The sequence below is a fragment of the Streptomyces sp. NPDC006365 genome, from assembly GCF_042870755.1.
Lineage (GTDB): Bacteria > Actinomycetota > Actinomycetes > Streptomycetales > Streptomycetaceae > Streptomyces > Streptomyces xiangluensis.
Genome location: NZ_JBIAHS010000001.1, coordinates 185,999 through 203,131 on the forward strand (window position 1 = coordinate 185,999; position 17,133 = coordinate 203,131).

At 68.9% G+C, this 17,133-nt stretch carries 17 protein-coding genes and 1 pseudogene; 12 read left to right on the plus strand and 6 right to left on the minus strand.

What is annotated here, in order from left to right:
• Positions 1-16: 16 nt before the first annotated feature.
• From ACFYO0_RS00980 to ACFYO0_RS01010, 7 genes are all read left to right on the plus strand, one after another.
• A complete protein-coding gene (locus ACFYO0_RS00980; RefSeq protein WP_388668543.1) occupies positions 17-988 on the plus strand; it encodes an ROK family protein in 972 nt (323 codons plus the stop codon).
• A 400-nt stretch (positions 989-1,388) separates the two neighbouring features.
• The gene (locus ACFYO0_RS00985) at positions 1,389-3,065 is read left to right on the plus strand and encodes a glycoside hydrolase family 13 protein (RefSeq protein ID WP_388668546.1); all 1,677 of its coding nucleotides are present in this window, start codon (positions 1,389-1,391) and stop codon (positions 3,063-3,065) included.
• 53 nt (positions 3,066-3,118) lie between these two features.
• On the plus strand, positions 3,119-4,474 hold the full coding sequence (locus tag ACFYO0_RS00990) for an ABC transporter substrate-binding protein (RefSeq protein ID WP_388668549.1): 1,356 nt from the start codon (positions 3,119-3,121) through the stop codon (positions 4,472-4,474).
• Between the two features lie 10 nt (positions 4,475-4,484).
• Positions 4,485-5,861, plus strand: a complete 1,377-nt coding sequence (locus tag ACFYO0_RS00995; protein WP_388668552.1) for a carbohydrate ABC transporter permease — start codon at positions 4,485-4,487, stop codon at positions 5,859-5,861.
• Positions 5,858-6,778, plus strand: coding sequence for a carbohydrate ABC transporter permease (locus tag ACFYO0_RS01000; protein WP_388668555.1), 921 nt, complete (start codon positions 5,858-5,860; stop codon positions 6,776-6,778). The genes ACFYO0_RS00995 and ACFYO0_RS01000 overlap by 4 nt, the downstream gene beginning before the upstream one ends.
• A 314-nt stretch (positions 6,779-7,092) precedes the next feature.
• Entirely contained in the window at positions 7,093-7,953 is an 861-nt protein-coding gene (locus ACFYO0_RS01005; protein WP_388668558.1) for a phosphatidylinositol-specific phospholipase C/glycerophosphodiester phosphodiesterase family protein, read from the plus strand.
• A gap of 123 nt (positions 7,954-8,076) precedes the next feature.
• On the plus strand, positions 8,077-8,271 hold the full coding sequence (locus ACFYO0_RS01010; RefSeq protein WP_386343238.1) for a hypothetical protein: 195 nt from the start codon (positions 8,077-8,079) through the stop codon (positions 8,269-8,271).
• 45 nt (positions 8,272-8,316) lie between these two features.
• Here ACFYO0_RS01010 and ACFYO0_RS01015 read toward each other — a convergent pair whose 3' ends face one another.
• From ACFYO0_RS01015 to ACFYO0_RS01035, 5 genes are all read right to left on the minus strand, one after another.
• Positions 8,317-9,540 (minus strand): phosphodiester glycosidase family protein, encoded by a 1,224-nt coding sequence (locus tag ACFYO0_RS01015; RefSeq protein ID WP_388668561.1) that lies wholly within the window; start codon positions 9,538-9,540, stop codon positions 8,317-8,319.
• A gap of 82 nt (positions 9,541-9,622) precedes the next feature.
• Positions 9,623-9,982: a DUF779 domain-containing protein gene (locus ACFYO0_RS01020; RefSeq protein ID WP_388668564.1), complete on the minus strand. Its 360-nt coding sequence runs from the start codon at positions 9,980-9,982 to the stop codon at positions 9,623-9,625.
• 131 nt (positions 9,983-10,113) lie between these two features.
• On the minus strand, positions 10,114-11,286 hold the full coding sequence (locus ACFYO0_RS01025) for a GTP-binding protein (protein ID WP_388668567.1): 1,173 nt from the start codon (positions 11,284-11,286) through the stop codon (positions 10,114-10,116).
• 5 nt (positions 11,287-11,291) lie between these two features.
• The gene (rpmF, locus tag ACFYO0_RS01030) at positions 11,292-11,462 is read right to left on the minus strand and encodes a 50S ribosomal protein L32 (protein ID WP_165338983.1); all 171 of its coding nucleotides are present in this window, start codon (positions 11,460-11,462) and stop codon (positions 11,292-11,294) included.
• A 121-nt stretch (positions 11,463-11,583) separates the two neighbouring features.
• Positions 11,584-12,165 (minus strand): hypothetical protein, encoded by a 582-nt coding sequence (locus tag ACFYO0_RS01035; RefSeq protein WP_388668570.1) that lies wholly within the window; start codon positions 12,163-12,165, stop codon positions 11,584-11,586.
• A gap of 240 nt (positions 12,166-12,405) precedes the next feature.
• On the opposite strand from ACFYO0_RS01035, the gene ACFYO0_RS01040 reads away from it, so the two are divergent.
• From ACFYO0_RS01040 to ACFYO0_RS01055, 4 genes and pseudogenes are all read left to right on the plus strand, one after another.
• Positions 12,406-12,864 carry a Crp/Fnr family transcriptional regulator gene (locus tag ACFYO0_RS01040; protein ID WP_388668573.1) on the plus strand — a complete coding sequence of 153 codons (459 nt, stop codon included), beginning with the start codon at positions 12,406-12,408 and terminating at the stop codon, positions 12,862-12,864.
• Between the two features lie 26 nt (positions 12,865-12,890).
• Positions 12,891-13,010: pseudogene (locus ACFYO0_RS01045) on the plus strand (pyridoxamine 5'-phosphate oxidase family protein); the annotation flags it as partial.
• Between the two features lie 149 nt (positions 13,011-13,159).
• The gene (locus tag ACFYO0_RS01050) at positions 13,160-14,146 is read left to right on the plus strand and encodes a hypothetical protein (RefSeq protein WP_388668576.1); all 987 of its coding nucleotides are present in this window, start codon (positions 13,160-13,162) and stop codon (positions 14,144-14,146) included.
• Positions 14,139-14,498 carry a nuclear transport factor 2 family protein gene (locus ACFYO0_RS01055; protein WP_388668579.1) on the plus strand — a complete coding sequence of 120 codons (360 nt, stop codon included), beginning with the start codon at positions 14,139-14,141 and terminating at the stop codon, positions 14,496-14,498. The genes ACFYO0_RS01050 and ACFYO0_RS01055 overlap by 8 nt, the downstream gene beginning before the upstream one ends.
• Positions 14,499-14,577: 79 nt before the next feature.
• Here the strand turns inward: ACFYO0_RS01055 and ACFYO0_RS01060 are convergent, their stop codons facing one another.
• Entirely contained in the window at positions 14,578-15,450 is an 873-nt protein-coding gene (locus tag ACFYO0_RS01060; protein WP_388668582.1) for a universal stress protein, read from the minus strand.
• A gap of 430 nt (positions 15,451-15,880) precedes the next feature.
• Between ACFYO0_RS01060 and ACFYO0_RS01065 the strand changes: the two genes are divergently transcribed.
• Positions 15,881-17,122 carry a cytochrome P450 gene (locus ACFYO0_RS01065; protein WP_388668585.1) on the plus strand — a complete coding sequence of 414 codons (1,242 nt, stop codon included), beginning with the start codon at positions 15,881-15,883 and terminating at the stop codon, positions 17,120-17,122.
• Positions 17,123-17,133 lie beyond the last annotated feature (11 nt).

The window sequence follows — 17,133 nt, forward strand, 5'->3', positions numbered from 1 at the left end:
TCCATCAGGAGATCGCATGGTCGCGACCAGGGGCGGCCCTCGCCCCGAAGGGTCCGCCCTTGGGGTGGACATCGGGGGCACGAACATCAAGTGGGTGCACCGTGCCGGCGCGGTCGTCGTCGCGCGGGGCACGCTGCCCACACCGGCCGCCGGTCCCGCGCAGGTCGCCGCCACCATCGCCGAACTCGTGGGCGCGCGCACCGCCGAGGCCATCGGCGTGGCGCTGCCCGGCCATCTGAGCCCGGACCTGCGCTCCACCACCACCATTCCGAACATCGACGGCGAGTGGCAGGGTTACCCGCTTGCGGACACGCTCGAACGCGCGACCGCGAAGCCCGTCCTGCTGATGAACGACGCACGCGCGTTCGCCTCGGCGGAACTCGCTCTGGGCTCCGCGCGCGGTCACACCGACGTGGTGTTCATGACCATGGGCACCGGTATAGGCGGTGCGATCGCTCTGGGCGGCAGCGTCCTGCGCGGCCCCGGCGACAGGATCGGCGAAATCGGGCACATGACCGCCGCCCCCGGCGGAAGCCGCTGTGCGTGCGGAGCCCGCGGCTGCCTGGAGACGGTGTCGGGCGGCCGGGCGCTGGCAGTCGCCTGGTCCCGAGTCCTCGCCTCGCGCGGGACCACGGACCAGGACCGGATCGCGACACCCGAAGACCTGGTCCAGGCCGCCCAGTCGGGCGACACCACGGCCCGGGAGATCCTCGATACCGCCGCCACGGCAGTAGGTACGGTCCTGGGCAGCGTGCTGACCCAGCTCGGTCTGTCGACGGTCGTCGTGGGCGGTGGCGTGGCGCCGGCCTTCGGCGTGATGCGACCGGCCGTCGAACTGGCACTGCGCGACCGTCGGCGACTGATCGGACCGGTGACGTTCCTGGCCGCCGCACTCGGCCCGTACGCCGGCGCGATGGGGGCGGCGCTGAACGCCACGGCGCAGCCCCTCGCCGTCGCTTCGGCACTGCCTCGGTTATCCGCGATCTGACGACCCCTCAGTACTCGTCGGCGATCGGCGCGATCGGCGGGCCACCCCACCTCCGCATCGGCGGGTGTCGTGCCGGCGAACGGCGTTCCGGCCTCGCCGGAGGGCATCGCGCCGACGAATGGGCTTCCGTCCTCATCGGTGGCCTCACACCCGGCGACCTTGCCGGGTGAACGAAGCCGAACGAATCCTTGCCCGTCAGCCGTCAGCCGTCAGCCGTCAGCCGTCAGCCGTCAGCCGTCGGCCACACTTGCCAACCGGCCTCCCCATCCGCATCTCATCTGCATCCCATCCACTCCCAACGCGCCTTCCGCGGCGCGGGATCCGGCGCCCAGTCGGCCGGCCGTCGCCCTCCCCGCTCGGCGGCCGGCTTCCATCACGCCCAGCCCAGGACGGTTTCCCGATGATCGACGCGTTCGTCGACGACGGCTCGGTACAGAACGAACCGTGCCCCTCCGAGCAGCCAGAGCACACCGCACGACAACAGTGGTGGCGCACCGCCGTCATCTACGAGGTGTACGTCCGCAGCTTCCTCGACAGCACCGGGGACGGCATCGGCGACCTCGCCGGTGTCCGCGCGGGCCTGCCGTACCTCAAGCGACTTGGTGTCGACGGCATATGGCTCAACCCGTTCTACCCCTCGCCGCAGTACGACCACGGCTACGACGTCGCCGACTACTGCGACGTGGATCCGGTCTACGGAGACCTGGACGAGTTCGGCCGCCTGGTGGACGACGCGCACCGACTCGGGTTCAAGGTGCTCATCGACATCGTCCCCAACCACTGCTCCAGCCGCCACCCGTGGTTCCTGCGGGCCTTGGCCGAAGGCCCGGACGGCGGTCTGGGCAGATCCCGCTTCCACTTCGCCGAGGGCCGTGGTGCGGGCGGCGAACTGCCGCCCAACAACTGGCACTCCATGTTCGGCGGACCCGCCTGGACCCGGGTGACCGAGCCGGACGGCACGCCGGGCCAGTGGTACCTGCACCTGTTCGGGCCGGAGCAGCCCGACTTGAACTGGCGCAACATCGAGGTCGGCGGCTACTTCGAGCAAGTACTGCGATTCTGGCTGGACCGCGGCGTCGACGGGTTCCGCATCGACGTGGCCACCGGCCTCTTCAAGCATCCCGCGCTGCCGGATTCCCCGGATCCGGCAGCCGACGCGCGCGCCCGGGACACGGTCAACCCCCTGGCGTGGAACCAGCCCGAGACCCACGGTGTCTGGCGCACCTGGCGCGCCATCTGCGAGGAGTACACCGCTCGGGACGGCATCGACCGGCTGCTCGTCGGAGAGGTGTCCGTGCGCACCCCGGCCGAGCAGGCCGCCTATGTCCGCCCGGACGAGCTCCACCAGGCGTTCTTCTTCCACATGCTGACGGCCCCCTGGGACGCCGCCACCTTCCGCCGGGTCATCCAGGACGCGCTGCGGGACATAGCCGACACCGGGTCGACCATCACCTGGGTGCTCAACAATCACGATCAGGTCCGCACCGTCACGCGGTACGCGGCCTCCGCGCGCGCTCGCGCCGCCGCGCTGCTGATGCTCTCCCTGCCCGGCGCCGCCTACATCTACCAGGGCGAGGAGCTGGGCCTGCCGGAGGTCGTCGACCTACCGGACGAGGTGCTCACCGACCCGATCTTCCATCGCAGCGGCAGCCGCGTGGGTATCCGGGACGGCTGCCGCGTACCGCTGCCGTGGTCGGGGCACATGTCCCCGTTCGGTTTCACCTCGGGCGAAGGCGTCGCCAAGCCCTGGCTGCCCCAGCCCGAGTGGTTCGCGGAGCACACCACCGAGCGGGGCATGGCCGATCCCGATTCCTTCTGGCATCTGTACCGCGACGCGCTGCGGTTGCGCCAGAGCCTGCCGTCGCTCGGCAACGGGACGCTGCGCTGGCTGGATTCCCCGCCGCAGGTCCTGGCCTTCGTCCGCGGTGACGGGCTGGTGTGCGCCGTCAACTTCGGCGACGTCCCCTGTCCCGCCCCGGTCCACGGCACACCGCTGCTCGCGAGCGGTGCCTGCCCGCCCGGCACCCTCCCTGGCAGCACTGCCGCCTGGTGGGTGGCCGACGGCCTCACCGACTGACCCGTTGTCCGCCGCAACACGTTCCGTACGTCCTTTCACGAAGGAGTGACCCAATGAATGGCAGAGCGGCAGTACTGACGGCCGTCGCCGTCCTGATGATCGGGGCCGCCGGCTGCGGCTCCTCGGACAAGGACGCCTCGACCACGCCCGCGACCACGGGTGCGGGCGGCGCCTCCACGCTGGACCTGCCCAAGCTCGATGGGCAGAAGCTGCAGGTGGCCGGCGTCTGGACAGGCGCCGAGCAGAAGAACTTCCTCAAGGTACTGGCCCGCTTCGACGAGTTGACCGGGGCAAGCACGACCTTCGTGCCCACCGGGGACAACGTGTCGACCTTCGTCGGCAGCAAGATCCAGGGCGGCTCTCCGCCGGACGTGGCCCTGCTGCCCCAGCCCGGCGTGCTGCAGCAGTTCGCCGAAGCCGGCTGGCTCAAGCCGCTCCAGCCCGCCGTGACCAAGGAGTTGGACCAGAACTACAGCAAGGCCTGGCGCGACCTGAGTACGTACGAGAACAAGCAGTACGGCGTGTTCTTCAAGGTCACCAACAAGTCCTTGTTCTGGTACAACACGGCGATCTGGGAGCAGGCCGGACTGACGACCACCCCCACCACCTGGGAGCAGCTGCTCAAGGACGGTCAGACACTCTCCGACTCCGGCACCCCGCCGTTCTCCATAGGCGGTGCCGAGGGCTGGCTCGTGACCGACTGGTTCGAGAACATCTACCTCAGCCAGGCCGGCCCGGCCATGTACGACAAGTTGACGAAGCATCAGGTCAAGTGGACAGATCCATCGGTGACCAAGGCGCTGACCACGCTGGGCCAGATCTTCGGCAGGCCCGACCTGATCGCCGGAGGCACACGCGGCGCGCTGCAGACCGACTTCCCCACCTCGGTCGGCCAGGTCTTCTCCGACCCGCCCAAGGCCGCGCTGGTCTACGAGGGCGAGTTCATCGCGACCAACATCACCCAGGAGACCACGGCCAAGGTCGGCACCGACGCCAAGGTCTTCCCCTTCCCGTCCGTGGACGGCGGCAAGGCACCAGTGGTGAGTAGCGGCGACGTCGCGGTCGCGCTCAAGGACGGAGAAGGCGCGCAGGCGCTGATGCGCTTCCTGGTTTCCCCGGAAGCCGCGGAAATCGCCGTGCAGCAGGGCGGTTTCCTGTCTCCGAACAAGGCGGTGGCCTTCTCCAACTACCGCGACGACACCGTGCGGGGCATCGCGAAGAACCTGATCAAGGCCGGAGACAACATCCGGTTCGACATGTCCGATCAGGCGCCGGCCGCATTCGGCGGAACCAAGGGGCAGGGGGAGTGGAAGGACCTGCAGGACTTCCTCGCCAAGCCCTCCGACGTCGCGGGCGCGCAGAAACAGCTCGAAGCGGACGCCGCGAAGGCGTTCGCCAAGGCTGGCTGAGGCAGTCGCCATGTCACAGACGCTTTCCCCTCCGTCCCCCGCCGCCCCCGCGGCGGGGGCACCCGCCCGCCGCAGGAGGAGGACGCTCCGAGGCCGTAGCTGGATCGCGGTCTTCTTCCTGCTGCCCGCGCTGGTTCTGCTCGGCGGACTCGTGGTGTATCCGATCGTGTGGTCGGTGGTACGCAGTCTCTTCGGCCCCGACGGATTCACGCACTTCGTCGGGCTTTCCAACTACACCGACGTCTTCACCGACCACCAGACCCTCATCGCCATCAAGAACAATGCGATCTGGGTCGTGGTCGCACCCGTCGCGGCCACCGGGCTTGGCCTGATCTTCGCCGTGCTCACCGATCGGATCCGCTGGAGCACGGCATTCAAGTTGGTCGTCTTCATGCCGATGGCCATCTCCATGCTGGCCGCCGGCATCATCTTCCGGCTGGTCTACGACCAGGACCCCGGCAAGGGCGTGGCCAACGCGGTGGTGACCGGCGTCCACGACACCTTCTTCAAGGCATCGGCGTATCCCGGGGCCCACCCCCGGGTGGCGGGCCCCGGCAGCGGCACCGTGGCCGGGCCGGTCGGCGGCCCCTACACGAGCAGGCCCGTCAGCGCCGATGGCGGTCCGGCCACACTGCCACTGGTCGGTGTGCAGCCCAGCACGCTGACCGACGCGACGCAGGCCGCCGCGCCGAGTTCCTGCCCACAGGGCGCGTTGTGCGGCACGGTCTGGCTGGACTTCCAGCCGGGCGGCAGCACCCCCGGGAAGATCGACCAGGGCGAGAAGGCACTGTCCGGCGTCCGGGTCGAGGCTGTGCGTGACGGGCGCGTCATCGCCGCGGCGACCGCCGCCAAGGACGGCACCTTCGCCCTGCCCGCGAACCGGCTCGGCGCCTCACCGGTTCAACTGCGCCTGCCCGCCACGAACTTCACCGAGCAGTACGCGGGTGTCAACTGGCTCGGCCCGACCCTGGTCACCTGGTCGATCATCGGTGCCTACGTCTGGATGTGGACGGGCTTCGCGATGGTCCTCATCGCCGCCGGGCTGGCCGGGATTCCCCGGGAATTGCTGGAGGCCGCACGTGTCGACGGCGCGAGGGAGTGGCAGGTGTTCCGCCGCATCACGGTGCCGCTTCTGGCGCCGGTGCTGGGCGTCGTCCTGGTCACGCTGGTGATCAATGTGCTGAAGATCTTCGACCTGGTGTACGTCATCGCGCCCGGCGCGAGCCAGCAGGACGCCAACGTACTGGCCCTGCAGCTCTATCTGTCCTCGTTCGGCGGCGGCAACGACCAGGGCACCGGCAGTGCGCTCGCCGTGCTCCTGCTCGCCCTGGTGGCACCGGCCATGTTCCTCAACATCAAGCGGTTCCGAAAGGAGAGGTCACGATGACAACCCTTCAGACCGCCCAGGCCGGCCAGACCGACGCCGCCGTCCCCACCGCCTCCGGCCGCCCGGGTCCGGGTGCTGCCGCCCGCGCGGCGCGTCGGCTCGTCGGCGGATCCACACGTCTGGTCCTGCTGGTGGTGGCCATGTTCTGGCTGCTGCCCACCGCCGGCCTGCTGCTCTCCTCGCTGCGCGGGCCACTGGACATCGGGTCGTCCGGCTGGTGGACCGTGCTCACCAAGCCCGCGCAGCTGACCCTGCACAACTACACCAGCCTGCTGGACGACCCGACGATCACGCATTCGTTCCTGAACAGTCTGCTGATCACTGTCCCCGCCACGCTGCTGGTGGTGGTGGTCGGCTCACTCGCCGGGTACGTTTTCGCCTGGGTCGAATTCCCAGGCCGGGACTGGGTGTTTCTGCTCATCGTCGGCCTGCTCGTGGTGCCGCTGCAGGTTGCTCTGGTGCCCATCACCAGCCTGTTCGGGGATCTCGGGATCTTCGGCAGCATCGTCGGCGTCGTCCTCTTCCACGTTGCCTTCGGCCTGCCGTTCGCGATCTTCCTGCTCCGGAACTTCTTTGCGGGCATCCCGCGTGAACTGCTGGAGGCCGCCCGACTCGACGGGGCGAGTGAGTTGTGGCTCTTCGTCCGGGTGGTGGTTCCGCTCGGCGCGCCGGCGATAGCCTCGCTCGGCATCTTCCAGTTCCTGTGGGTCTGGAACGACATGCTCGTCGCGCTCATCTTCGCCGACGCGGATTCGGCCCCGCTCACCGTTGCCTTGCAACAGCAGACCCGTCAGTTCGGCACCAATATCGACGTCCTGTCCTCCGGGGCCTTCCTCTCCATGATCATCCCGCTGGTGGTCTTCTTCGCCTTCCAGCGGCAGTTCGTCAGCGGCGTCATGGCAGGAGCGCTGAAGTAGGCGGCTCGTGCTCGCGTCTCCAGGCCCGGACCGGACAACTGCCCGGTTTGGGCCTGGAGACGCGAGTCGTTCCAGACCCCGCCCAAGAGGGTTGTACCGCCAAGTGATGGTGGCCTGCGGCGCCCTCGGGAAGCTCCTGTGGAGGCGGGCCTTTTCCAATTTCCTTGTGGGGATGGGCGTTGCCGCGTCCGATGCTCCGCCCAAGTGAACGCACAGCGGCAGTCCAGCCAACTCCCCGCAAGACACTGCTCCTTGGCACCCGAGGGACCGCATACTCGCTCAGGTCCCATACGGCACTCCCAGGGAGGCAGAGCATGGCCCTCACCACCCGTCGCAGAGCACTCACCACCTTCGCCGCCGCCCTCGCGGGCTCGGTCGCCGTGCCCGCGTACGCGCAGGCGAGCGAGCGGAAGCACGGCCCGCGCCCGCTGTGGCGTGCCCACGCGCACAACGACTACCTGCACTCCAGGCCCCTCTTCGACGCTCTGGACCACCGATTCGGCAGCCTCGAGGCCGACATCTTCCTCGTCGGCGACCAGCTCCTGGTGGCCCACGACGCGGTCGACCTCGACCCGGCCCGCACCCTCGAGTCCCTGTACCTCGACCCGCTCGCCCGCCGTGTGAAGGCCAACCACGGTTCGGTGTACCGGGGTTACCGCAAGCCGATCCAGCTCCTGATCGACCTCAAGACCGAGGGCTCCTCGACGTACCTCGAACTCGACCGCCATCTGCGCCGCTACAAGCACCTGTTCACGACGTACGCGCACGGACGGGTCTTCCCCGGCCCGGTCACCGCCGTGATATCCGGCGACCGCGCGGCCCGTACGCCCATGGAGGCCCAGACCGTACGGCGCGCCTTCTACGACGGCCGTCTCGCCGACCTCGGCAGCCCGGCGCCCGCCTCCTTCATCCCGCTGATCAGCGACAACTGGACGCTCAACTTCACCTGGCGGGGCATCGGTCCGTTCCCCGAACCGGAGCGCCAGAAGCTGCGGAGCATCATCGCGGCGGCCCACTCGCGCCGTCAGAAGGTCCGCTTCTGGGCCACGCCCGACCTGGCAGGCCCGGCCCGTGACGCACTCTGGGGCGAACTCCTCGCCGCCGACGTCGACTACATCAACACGGATGATCTCGCGGGGCTCGAGAAGTTCCTGGACGCCAACGAGCGGGCGTAGCCCAGCGCTTGCACAAGCAGTCAACACACGATCGGCGGACACGTCTGCCGCCCGGACGAACCCCCCGCTACGTCACACTTGCGGCTGAAAGCCGCGATGTGGGCGTGGCGGAGGAGGTTGACGATGGCCATTTCCATCTCTGTGGTGCTGCTGCTGGTGGTGCTGGCGGTGATCTTCATGCGCAATGGGGCGCTGAAGATCCCGCACGCCTTGGTGTGCATCCTGCTCGGTTTCTATCTCGCGAGCACGAGCATGGCGCCGACCATCCACGAGGGCATCTCGGCGACGGCGGACATCGTGGGCAGCTTGAGGCCCTGAGGCCTTGAGGCCCTGAAACCCTGAGGCCCCGGCAGGGCTCGCCTCCTACGGTCGGGAGAACACACCGATCCCGTTGGGCACCGGGCGTTCGGCTCCGGCGCTGGGATGGTTGCGTACGCTCACCGCAGCCGCACCGGGCTCACGTGCGACCAGCGTCGTGGACCCGCCGCCGTCGAGGCTGAAGGCGTCGACGGAGCCCAGCCGCCGCATCGCTGAGGCCACTTCGGCGATCGTGAGGCCGGTACGGAACTCGGGTGCCCCGTCCAGCGCGAGCAGCGTCAGCCGTTTGCCACCGTCCGAGATTCCCGCCGCGGTGCGTACCGCCGAGGTCGCGTTGTCGAGGCCGGCGAGCGGCTGACCGTCCCTCAGGAGCGGGTAGCCGCCCACCACGAACCGGTACGGAATCCTGGACGCGGCCGCGACCAGGCGGTGCCGCACCTTGACCCGCTCGCCCAGCGACAGCTTCCGCAACTGCTGGGCGCCCGCCTCCCGGCCGACCAGGACGGTGGTGCCGTACGCGATGGGACCGCTGCCGGGCGTGTCGGCCCAGGACACGACGCGGCCGTCCTTGACCGTCACCTCATAGGTGTCGGCACTGCAGGGTGCGGCACGGTCGGTGTCCGTGCCGCAAGTGGCCCGCGCCCGGGAGACGGAGCCCCAGTCCGAGGTGAACGCGCCGACGGTACCGACCGGCAGCGCGTACTGGTTGAGCCCGCCGAGCGGCAGCCGTGTCTCACTCGTGCGGATGAAACCGTCGAGGGCCAGGCTGTCGAGGCGGGCCCGGCGGTCGGTGCCCACGCCCAGTACGTCCTTCGTGCTCGCAGCGGGCGGCAGGGCGGGACCGAATCGCTGACCGTCCGGAACCGCCGCTTTGAGAGTGCGAGCGCTCGCGATCGCCGGGCCGACGGGCGCGCCCGTCGCCTCGACCCCCGGATGCTGGATCTCGGTGATGTTGAAGAAGTCGCCGTTGACGCCCGCGACAGCGCCGCGCGCATCGGCCAGTTGGGAGACGGGGGCGCGGGCCGCCACCGCGCCGGGATGCATGAGGTCGACACCCACGCGGGGATTGCGGAGATCGACATCGATCACATGCGCGTGCGCAACACCCTTGGCGGCCGGAATGTCGAACTCCGTGTACTTCACGCCCGGCGCGATCTGCGCGGCGCCCTGCGCACCGCCGGCCGGTGCCGCCCCCACCAGGGCGGCACCGGCCAGCACACTCCATACCGCGAGAACCGTCAGCACGGTTCTGAACCGTCCGCGTCCCATACCGCCCCCTGATGTCTCCGCCGGCTCCTCAACGAGCCCAGAACACAGGGGAGTTCACCACAGGATGGTTGCCGCGCCGATGCTATGTACCGACGAGACGCGAACGGATCAGAAAACGCACCCCTTCGGGTGCCTCGAGCGAGAATCCACTGCCCCGTCCCTCCACCACGTCGACGATGAGCCGGGTGTGACTCCACACGTCGTACTGGCTCTTCGACATCCAGAACGACACCGGCTCGTCCATACCCTCGACGGTCAGCGAGGCCAGCAGCACATCGGAGTCGCCGGTCCGGAACTCGCCCTCCGGATAACACATGGGCGCACTGCCGTCGCAACAGCCACCGGACTGATGAAACATCAGCGGACCGTGGACGGCGCGGAGACGACGCAGCAGCTCGCCAGCGGCGGGCGTCAGCTCCACACGCGGGGCGGGTGAGTTCACCGTGCACCACTCCTCAGCGCTTGCCGGTGCCGGACGGTGACTCAGCCAACCAACTGCCCCGTTGCAACAAGGTTGCACGCGGAGAAGTGATCTGGCAGCGCTGTGACCGGCCACCGCCCGACCCGGAGTCTTCAGCCCTCTGCCACTGGTTCGGAGGGCTCGTGCTCGCAGGTATCGTCGATGCCGTATGTGTACCAGGCGGGGAACGGATCGATGAGCGGTGTGCTCTCGCCGTCCCTCATCAGGCAGTCGGCCAGTGCCGCCCGCAGCGCCTCGGCGCGCAGCCCGGTGCCGATGAACACCAGCTCCTGGCCGGAGGGGCCATCCGCCCCGCGGGCACCGGAGGGCTCGAAACGGGCGACGGAACCTGCCTGCGACCACAGCCCCGTCACCTGCGGGCGGCTCGCCAGCCAGAAGAAGCCCTTGGACCGCAGGATCTGCCCGAAGGCCCCGCTGTCGAGCTCCTCGGTGACGAAGGTCCACAACCGCCCCGTATGGAACGGCAGTTGGGAGCGGAAGACCGTGGAGGAGATGCCGTACTCCTCGGTCTCCGGGACGTGGTCGCCGTTGAGCTCCATGACCCAGCCCGGCGCCTGCTGGGCGCGATCGAGGTCGAACAGCCCGGTGCCGAGTACCTCGCCGACATTCACCCGGCCGTGGGCGACGGGCACGATCCTCGCTACGGGATTGAGGCGGGTGAGGGTCGCCCGGAGCCGGGCCGCGCTCTCGTCGTCGACCAGGTCGAGCTTGTTCAGCACGATGACGTCGGCGAACTCGATCTGGTCCATCAGCAGATCGCTGACGGTGCGCTCGTCGTCCTCGTACTGGTCGAGGCCCCGCTCGACGAGCTCGTCGCCGTCTGTCAGCTCCGGCAGGAAGTTCGCGGCGTCGACGACCGTGACCATGGTGTCGAGCCGGGCGAGGTCGCCGAGTACGGCTCCGTCGTCGCGGGCGAAGGCGAAGGTGGCGGCGACCGGCATGGGCTCGGAGATGCCGCTGGACTCGATGAGGAGATAGTCGAAGCGGCCTTCGCGGGCCAGCCGGTCGACCTCCTCCAGCAGATCGTCGCGCAGCGTGCAGCAGATGCAGCCGTTGGTCATCTCGACCAGACGTTCCTCGGTGCGCGAGAGGGCGGCCTCGCCGCCGCGTACGAGGGCGGCGTCGATGTTGATCTCGCTCATGTCGTTGACGATGACCGCGACGCGCAACCCCTCACGGTTGCCGAGGACATGGTTGAGCAGGGTGGTCTTGCCCGCGCCGAGAAATCCGGACAGCACGGTCACGGGCAGCCGGTCGTCCGCCATCGCGCTCAGTCCTCGGGGTGCAGCAGGCCGCGCTCGTAGGCCTTCACCAGCCGCTGCGGCACCTGGTGGACGGTCCCGTCGATCGTGACCGGCACGAGCTGCGGGGTGCTGGCCTTCCACTGGGCACGACGGTGACGGGTGTTGCTGCGGGACATCTTCCGTTTGGGAACGGCCATGGGGTCCTCCTTGGTGAGCGACCCCGAACGCTACATGAAAATGGATCCCATTACGAAATAGTGTGCCGCGCCGGTGGCGACGCGATCGCTTCCGTCGGCCCCGTTCGTCGCGGCGGGTTGGTCAGCCCGATACGAGGCGGAGGATCGCGGTGCCGTCGGGGCCTGGCACCAGTTGCAGCGCGACCGTGCCGGCCTCCTTGGCGGGCGGCTCCCCGGCCCCTCCGCACTGGGTGCCGCTGCCGTTGCCGTAGAAGAACGTGGTGCAGCCGCTGCCCTCGCCGCTCGCCGTGCCGCCGGCCGAGCTGCCGTTGGTGCTGGTGCCCTGGGTGACCTTGTAGCCGACCTCGTTCTTGCCGACCTTGGTCACGGACAGCTTGGCGGGACCGGCGGGGATCTTGAAGCGGATCGTCACCGGCTTGGACACCGCGATCTCGCAATTGCCGTCGGCGCAGGCGCCGGTGTCGGTTCCGTCCGCTGCCGTCACCTTCGGGGACGGGGACGGGCTGGAGGTGGAGGCTGACGGGCTCTTAGGAGTGCCGTCGGCACGGGAGCCCGGCGACTCGGTAGTGATCGCGCCTGCCGCGGCGTCCCCGGAGTCCTCGCCGGAACCGCCGCAGCCCGCCACGGTCAGCATGGCGAGCGTCGCCAGCAGGGCACTGCCGGCCAGTCGTCCCGTACGTCCTGCCGTGGTCAGCCTCGCCATGGTGTCCCCATCCCTTTCTCGTCCCTCCGAGGGCAGGCGGCGAGTCTATTGAGGGGCCGGGGGAGGGGTCCCGAACGGCCTCCTGGGCCGAATGGCCGTGACACGGGACGTTCGGCCCAGGGTGTGAGGCGTTCGCGGGCGGCAGGCTCGTGAGGGAAGGAATGGAACCTTCCGCCGGCCGGTGAGCGGCACCCACCACAGAACGTTCGCTCGCGTCGCGTAGAAAGGCAGGCCGTTGCCATGACCGCCATCAGCACCATGACGAGCGCGCTTTCCGTGGATCACCGCGGCAGGCTGATGCGCGCCGCCCATGAGGTGTCCATCCCCCAGGGGACTCGCCTCTTCGAGGAGGGGCACCGGGCCGACCGGTTCTGGATCATCCGTAGCGGAACGGTCACCCTGGACATGCATGTGCCCGGGCGCCGGTCTCCCGTCATCGAGACCCTTGGGCACGGCGAGCTCGTCGGCTGGTCCTGGCTTTTCGCCCCGTACGTGTGGCAGCTGGGCGCGGAGGCCGCGTCGCCGGTGCGCGCCTACGAGTTCGACGCGCAGACGGTTCGTGTGATGGGCCAGGCCGATCCCGCGCTGGGCGCGGCCGTCGCGCAGTGGGTCGGCGGGGTCCTCGCCCACCGGCTGCAGGCGGCCAGGACCCGGCTGCTGGATCTGTACGCCCCCTACGGCAGCGGCGGCCTGCGGTGACGGCGTACGAGTGGCTGTCATGGGCCGGCCTGCGCTCCTGGGCCGCCTCGCCACGCGAGGCCTTCGTCCGCATCGAGGCCGAGCTGGTCGCAGGGCGGGAGCTCGTCGGCGGGCGCACCATGTACGGCGTCGACCTCTCCTCCTGAGCGCCGGTCGCAGGCGTGCGCTCATTTCGCGCGCCGGGGGCGGACGGTCCGTCAAAACACATCTGTGGGCTCCAAATGCGCGCGTGTCAAGGAGAGTTGCCTGGGTAATCTGATTACCCGGTGGGTGTGGCGCTCGGGGGAGGCAACATATGGCAGGGCCGCGCAATAGTGGCGGGGGAGACGATGAGGAAGAGGAGAGGCGGCCGTGGTACGGCATCAGTCGATGGCTCGCCGGCTTCTTCGCTGCCATTCCTTTTGCGGGAGTGATCAGTCTCGTTCAGGACTGGTTCGGAAAGCGCATCAGTTCGACGCAGACTGGTCTCCTGAGCGGAATTCTGATCATGCTCGCCTTTCTGGTGTACGGCGTGGTGTCCAGCGCCCTCGACGGGGCCAGGGAGGCCAGGCTCACCCGGGCGAAGGTCGCGAAACTGAGCAGGGAGACACACCGGTCCTTCGATGAGTTCCGGGAGCGTGTCGGCTCGTTCACGAAGTACTACCCGGCTCGCCATGGCCCGGTACAGGACCATTACACGCAGGCCGCGCGCCTCTACGAGGAGGCCGGGAAGGTCATCGACAGTGCGCGGGACGGCGATGAGATCTACGCCGTGAACTCCTTCGTCGAGATCTTCCACCAGGATCCGGATCCGGAGATCGAGCGGCTTCAGGACGAGTATCTGGATCGTATTGAGCGGTGCCTGGACCGGCGGGTGAAGTACCACCGGCTGATACAGCTGGAGAACCTTCAGTCACTCGACAGTCCTTCGAATTTGCTTTCCGACTGGGTGGAGAAGAGCTACCTCCGTCACTACCGTCGCTCGATCGAGCGACGGAGTGAAGCGGCGGGAAACATCGTGGATGTGGACGCGGTGCCGGCCAAGTATCCGATTTCGTTCGTCGTCCTCAAACGGAAGGCCGTAAACGGGGCGACGGGCGGATCGATCATCTGGCAGATCAATGAACACGTTCAGCGCAATGGCCAGCTCGAGGCCGCCCATCTCCAGTTGACTGGAATCTTCATCATCAGGAATCCGCAGGGCGATCTGACGGACCGTCTGCTCGACCTGTTCCAGCAGTGCAACCGGCACAGTGTGCGACTGACGCTGCACCACCTCCGCGACCGGAACGGCAATGCCTGACCAGCGGCTCGTCATCGAGCGACTGCTCCTCGTCATCGACGCACAGGACTGGGCGGCGCTGCCCGGCCTCTTCACGGAGACCGCGCGGTACGAGCGCCCCGGATACGCGCCGCTGCACGGGCGGGCGGCCATCGACCACTTCTACCGAGAGGTGCGCATCGTGGCGGGCGGCGCACACCGCCTGTACGGCTGTGTCTCGGGGACGTACGAGGTCTGCTGCTGGGGTGAGTTCACAGGTGTCTCACGCACGGGTGAGCCGCTGAGTGAGCTGTTCTGCGACTGGTTCGAGATCGAGACCGACGGCGGACTGATCGCGTCGCGGCGCACGTTCTTCTATCGGCCGGCGATCTGACGGGGTGCCACCCCCCTGACCCGCCCCGTCAGATCGCCGCCTTCATGGTGGCTTCTCCCCGCTCCTTGTTGAGCACGCGTCAGTCGTGGGGGACGACTGCGACGGGAGCCTTGGCGTGGTGCAGGATCGCGTGGGCGACCGGGCCCACGTGCATTCCGAGCGGCGGCCGGTGTTTCGTGCGGCCCACCACCACGAGTGCGGCGCGCTCGGCGGCCTGGAGCACCGCTCCGGAGGCGAAGGACAGGTCGACGGTCTGGGTGACGTGCACCTGGGGGTACTTCTCCCGCCACGGTGCGAGGGTCGCCGACAGTGCCTCCTCCTTCAGTGCCGCCAGACCACCCGCCTGGCTTGCCAGTTGACCGGCGGCCGCGCCGTATCCGTACAGGGCGGGCAGATTCCAGGCGTGTACGGCGCGCAGGGTCGCCCCTCGGGCGGCAGCCGCCTCGAAGGCGAACTGCAGCGGCTCATTGGCCGGATCGCCCAACTCCTGGATTGCGACCACAACTTCGTCACCGGGGGCCTCGGCGGCGGCGTGCTTGTCCGCCCGCACCATGACGACCGGGCCGGCCGCGTGGGCGAGCACCTGCTGGCCGACGGAGCCGAGCAGGAAGCCCGCGATGGTGCCGTGTCCGCTGGAACCCAGCACCAGCATGTCGGCCCGCTCCGCCTGCGTGAGCAGCACCTCGGCGGCCGTACCGGCGATCTGCTCGGTACTGATCGGCAGATCCGGATACCGCCCTCCGAGGTTCTGCTCCGCCTCGCGCAGTATCCGCAGGGCCCAGTGCCTGCGGACCTCCGGGTCCTGGGCGATGGGCACGTCCTGGGGCTGCCAGAGCCAGGCCTGCACCAGGCGCAGCGGCAGCAAACGGCGCTGTGCCTCGCGGGCCGCCCAGTCGGCGGCTGCCAGACTCTCGGGGGAGCCGTCGACGCCGACGGCGATGGGGCGAAGCATGGGGTGCCTCCGGGGTCCGATGCGACGGGCGGCGGGTGCTGTCCCCGGCCCTGTCATGAGCTTCGTACGGACGCGATCATGTCGGCCATGGGCCAGTGGTCCCGGACGAGGGCCGACCGGCCCGCCCGCCCTGAGGCGCGCCCATTCGGCGTGCCGCGCCAGAGGTTGGGAGATCTCCGAGTAGCCGTGTACGGCCGTATCCGGACCGTTTGTTCACTTCCCGTACTCCGGGTGGTATGTCTGTGCCGCTGTGACTCGGGTGCCCGCGCTGCGGCCTTCGCGAGTGATCTGGATCACATCAGCGTTCTGTCAGGTAACTGTCCGGAAGGCGTCAGTCCGGTCCGCTTCCATGTGCTCATCGAGGCCTTCGGCCAGCGCGTCGCCGGTCTCCGATCCGATCCCTTCGGAGCCCCCACCACCGAGGAGAGACATGGCCGACACCGTGACCGGCTGTCCTGCGCACGCGAGCGCGCCACTTCCCGAGTATCCGATGCCCCGGGCCGCAGCGTGCCCGCTCGCCCCGCCCCCCGCCGTGGAGCCGTTGCGGGCGGAGAAAGGGATCAGCAAGGTCCGGATCTGGAACGGCGGCACGCCCTGGCTGGTGACCCGGCATGCCGACCAGCGGGCCCTGATGACCGACCCCCGCGTCAGCAACGACGACTGTGAGCCCGGCTTTCCGCACGTCAACGCGCACCGGGCGCAGATCGCCCCCCACACCCCCAAGATGATCACCAACACCGATGCGCCGGAGCACACGCGGCTGCGCCGCTCGGTCAACGGGCCGTTCGTCGTCAAGCGGATCGAGGCCATGCGGCCCACCATCCAGAGGATGGTCGACGGCATGATCGACGACATGCTGGCCGGGCCGAAGCCGGTCGACCTGCTCACGGCGCTCGCCCTGCCGGTGCCGTCGCTGGTCATCGCCGAACTGCTCGGCGTTCCGTACAAGGACCACGCGTTCTTCCAGCGCAACGCGGGCCTTGTCCTGGACACTTCGCTCTCGGCGGAGGAGGCGATGGCGGCGAGCCGCGAACTGGGCCAGTACCTGGACACCTTGTTCAGGGAGAAGCTCGAGAACCCGGGCGACGACGTGCTGTCCGAGATGGCCGGCCGGGTCAAGGCCGGCGAGATGGCCCATGCGGAGGCCGTCAACATGGGCGTCGCCATGCTCATCGCGGGGCACGAGACCACCGCCACGATGATCAGCCTCGGCACGCTCGCCCTGCTGCAGAACCCCGACCAGCTCACCGTGCTGCGCGACACCGACGACCGGAAGGTGATCGCGAACGCGGTGGAGGAGCTGCTGCGCTACCTGACCATCCTCCAGACCGGAGTGCGCAGGGTCGCCAAGGAGGACATCGAGATCGGTGGTGTGGTGATCCGTGCCGGGGACGGCATCATCTTCGATCTGCACGCCGCGAACTGGGACCCGGAAGCGTTCCCCGAGAGCGAGCGACTGGACCTGAGCCGCCCCGCCCGCCAGCACCAGGGATTCGGCTACGGCCCTCACCAGTGCCTGGGCCAGAACCTCGCCAGACTGGAGCTCCAGGTCGTCTACGGCACCCTCTACCGCCGTATCCCCACCCTGCAACTCACCACCACCATCGACCAGTTGGAGTTCGACCACACGGGCACCACCTATGGCGTCCACTCCCTGCCCGTCACCTGGTGACCCACCCCGTA

Coding starts and splice junctions, on each gene's coding strand:
- ACFYO0_RS00980 (WP_388668543.1), top strand. CDS start 17: ATGGTCGCGACCAGGGGCGGCCCTCGCCCCGAAGGGTCCGCCCTTGGG.
- ACFYO0_RS00985 (WP_388668546.1), top strand. CDS start 1,389: ATGATCGACGCGTTCGTCGACGACGGCTCGGTACAGAACGAACCGTGC.
- ACFYO0_RS00990 (WP_388668549.1), top strand. CDS start 3,119: ATGAATGGCAGAGCGGCAGTACTGACGGCCGTCGCCGTCCTGATGATC.
- ACFYO0_RS00995 (WP_388668552.1), top strand. CDS start 4,485: ATGTCACAGACGCTTTCCCCTCCGTCCCCCGCCGCCCCCGCGGCGGGG.
- ACFYO0_RS01000 (WP_388668555.1), top strand. CDS start 5,858: ATGACAACCCTTCAGACCGCCCAGGCCGGCCAGACCGACGCCGCCGTC.
- ACFYO0_RS01005 (WP_388668558.1), top strand. CDS start 7,093: ATGGCCCTCACCACCCGTCGCAGAGCACTCACCACCTTCGCCGCCGCC.
- ACFYO0_RS01010 (WP_386343238.1), top strand. CDS start 8,077: ATGGCCATTTCCATCTCTGTGGTGCTGCTGCTGGTGGTGCTGGCGGTG.
- ACFYO0_RS01015 (WP_388668561.1), bottom strand. CDS start 9,540: ATGGGACGCGGACGGTTCAGAACCGTGCTGACGGTTCTCGCGGTATGG.
- ACFYO0_RS01025 (WP_388668567.1), bottom strand. CDS start 11,286: ATGGCGGACGACCGGCTGCCCGTGACCGTGCTGTCCGGATTTCTCGGC.
- rpmF (WP_165338983.1), bottom strand. CDS start 11,462: ATGGCCGTTCCCAAACGGAAGATGTCCCGCAGCAACACCCGTCACCGT.
- ACFYO0_RS01035 (WP_388668570.1), bottom strand. CDS start 12,165: ATGGCGAGGCTGACCACGGCAGGACGTACGGGACGACTGGCCGGCAGT.
- ACFYO0_RS01040 (WP_388668573.1), top strand. CDS start 12,406: ATGACCGCCATCAGCACCATGACGAGCGCGCTTTCCGTGGATCACCGC.
- ACFYO0_RS01050 (WP_388668576.1), top strand. CDS start 13,160: ATGGCAGGGCCGCGCAATAGTGGCGGGGGAGACGATGAGGAAGAGGAG.
- ACFYO0_RS01055 (WP_388668579.1), top strand. CDS start 14,139: ATGCCTGACCAGCGGCTCGTCATCGAGCGACTGCTCCTCGTCATCGAC.
- ACFYO0_RS01060 (WP_388668582.1), bottom strand. CDS start 15,450: ATGCTTCGCCCCATCGCCGTCGGCGTCGACGGCTCCCCCGAGAGTCTG.
- ACFYO0_RS01065 (WP_388668585.1), top strand. CDS start 15,881: ATGGCCGACACCGTGACCGGCTGTCCTGCGCACGCGAGCGCGCCACTT.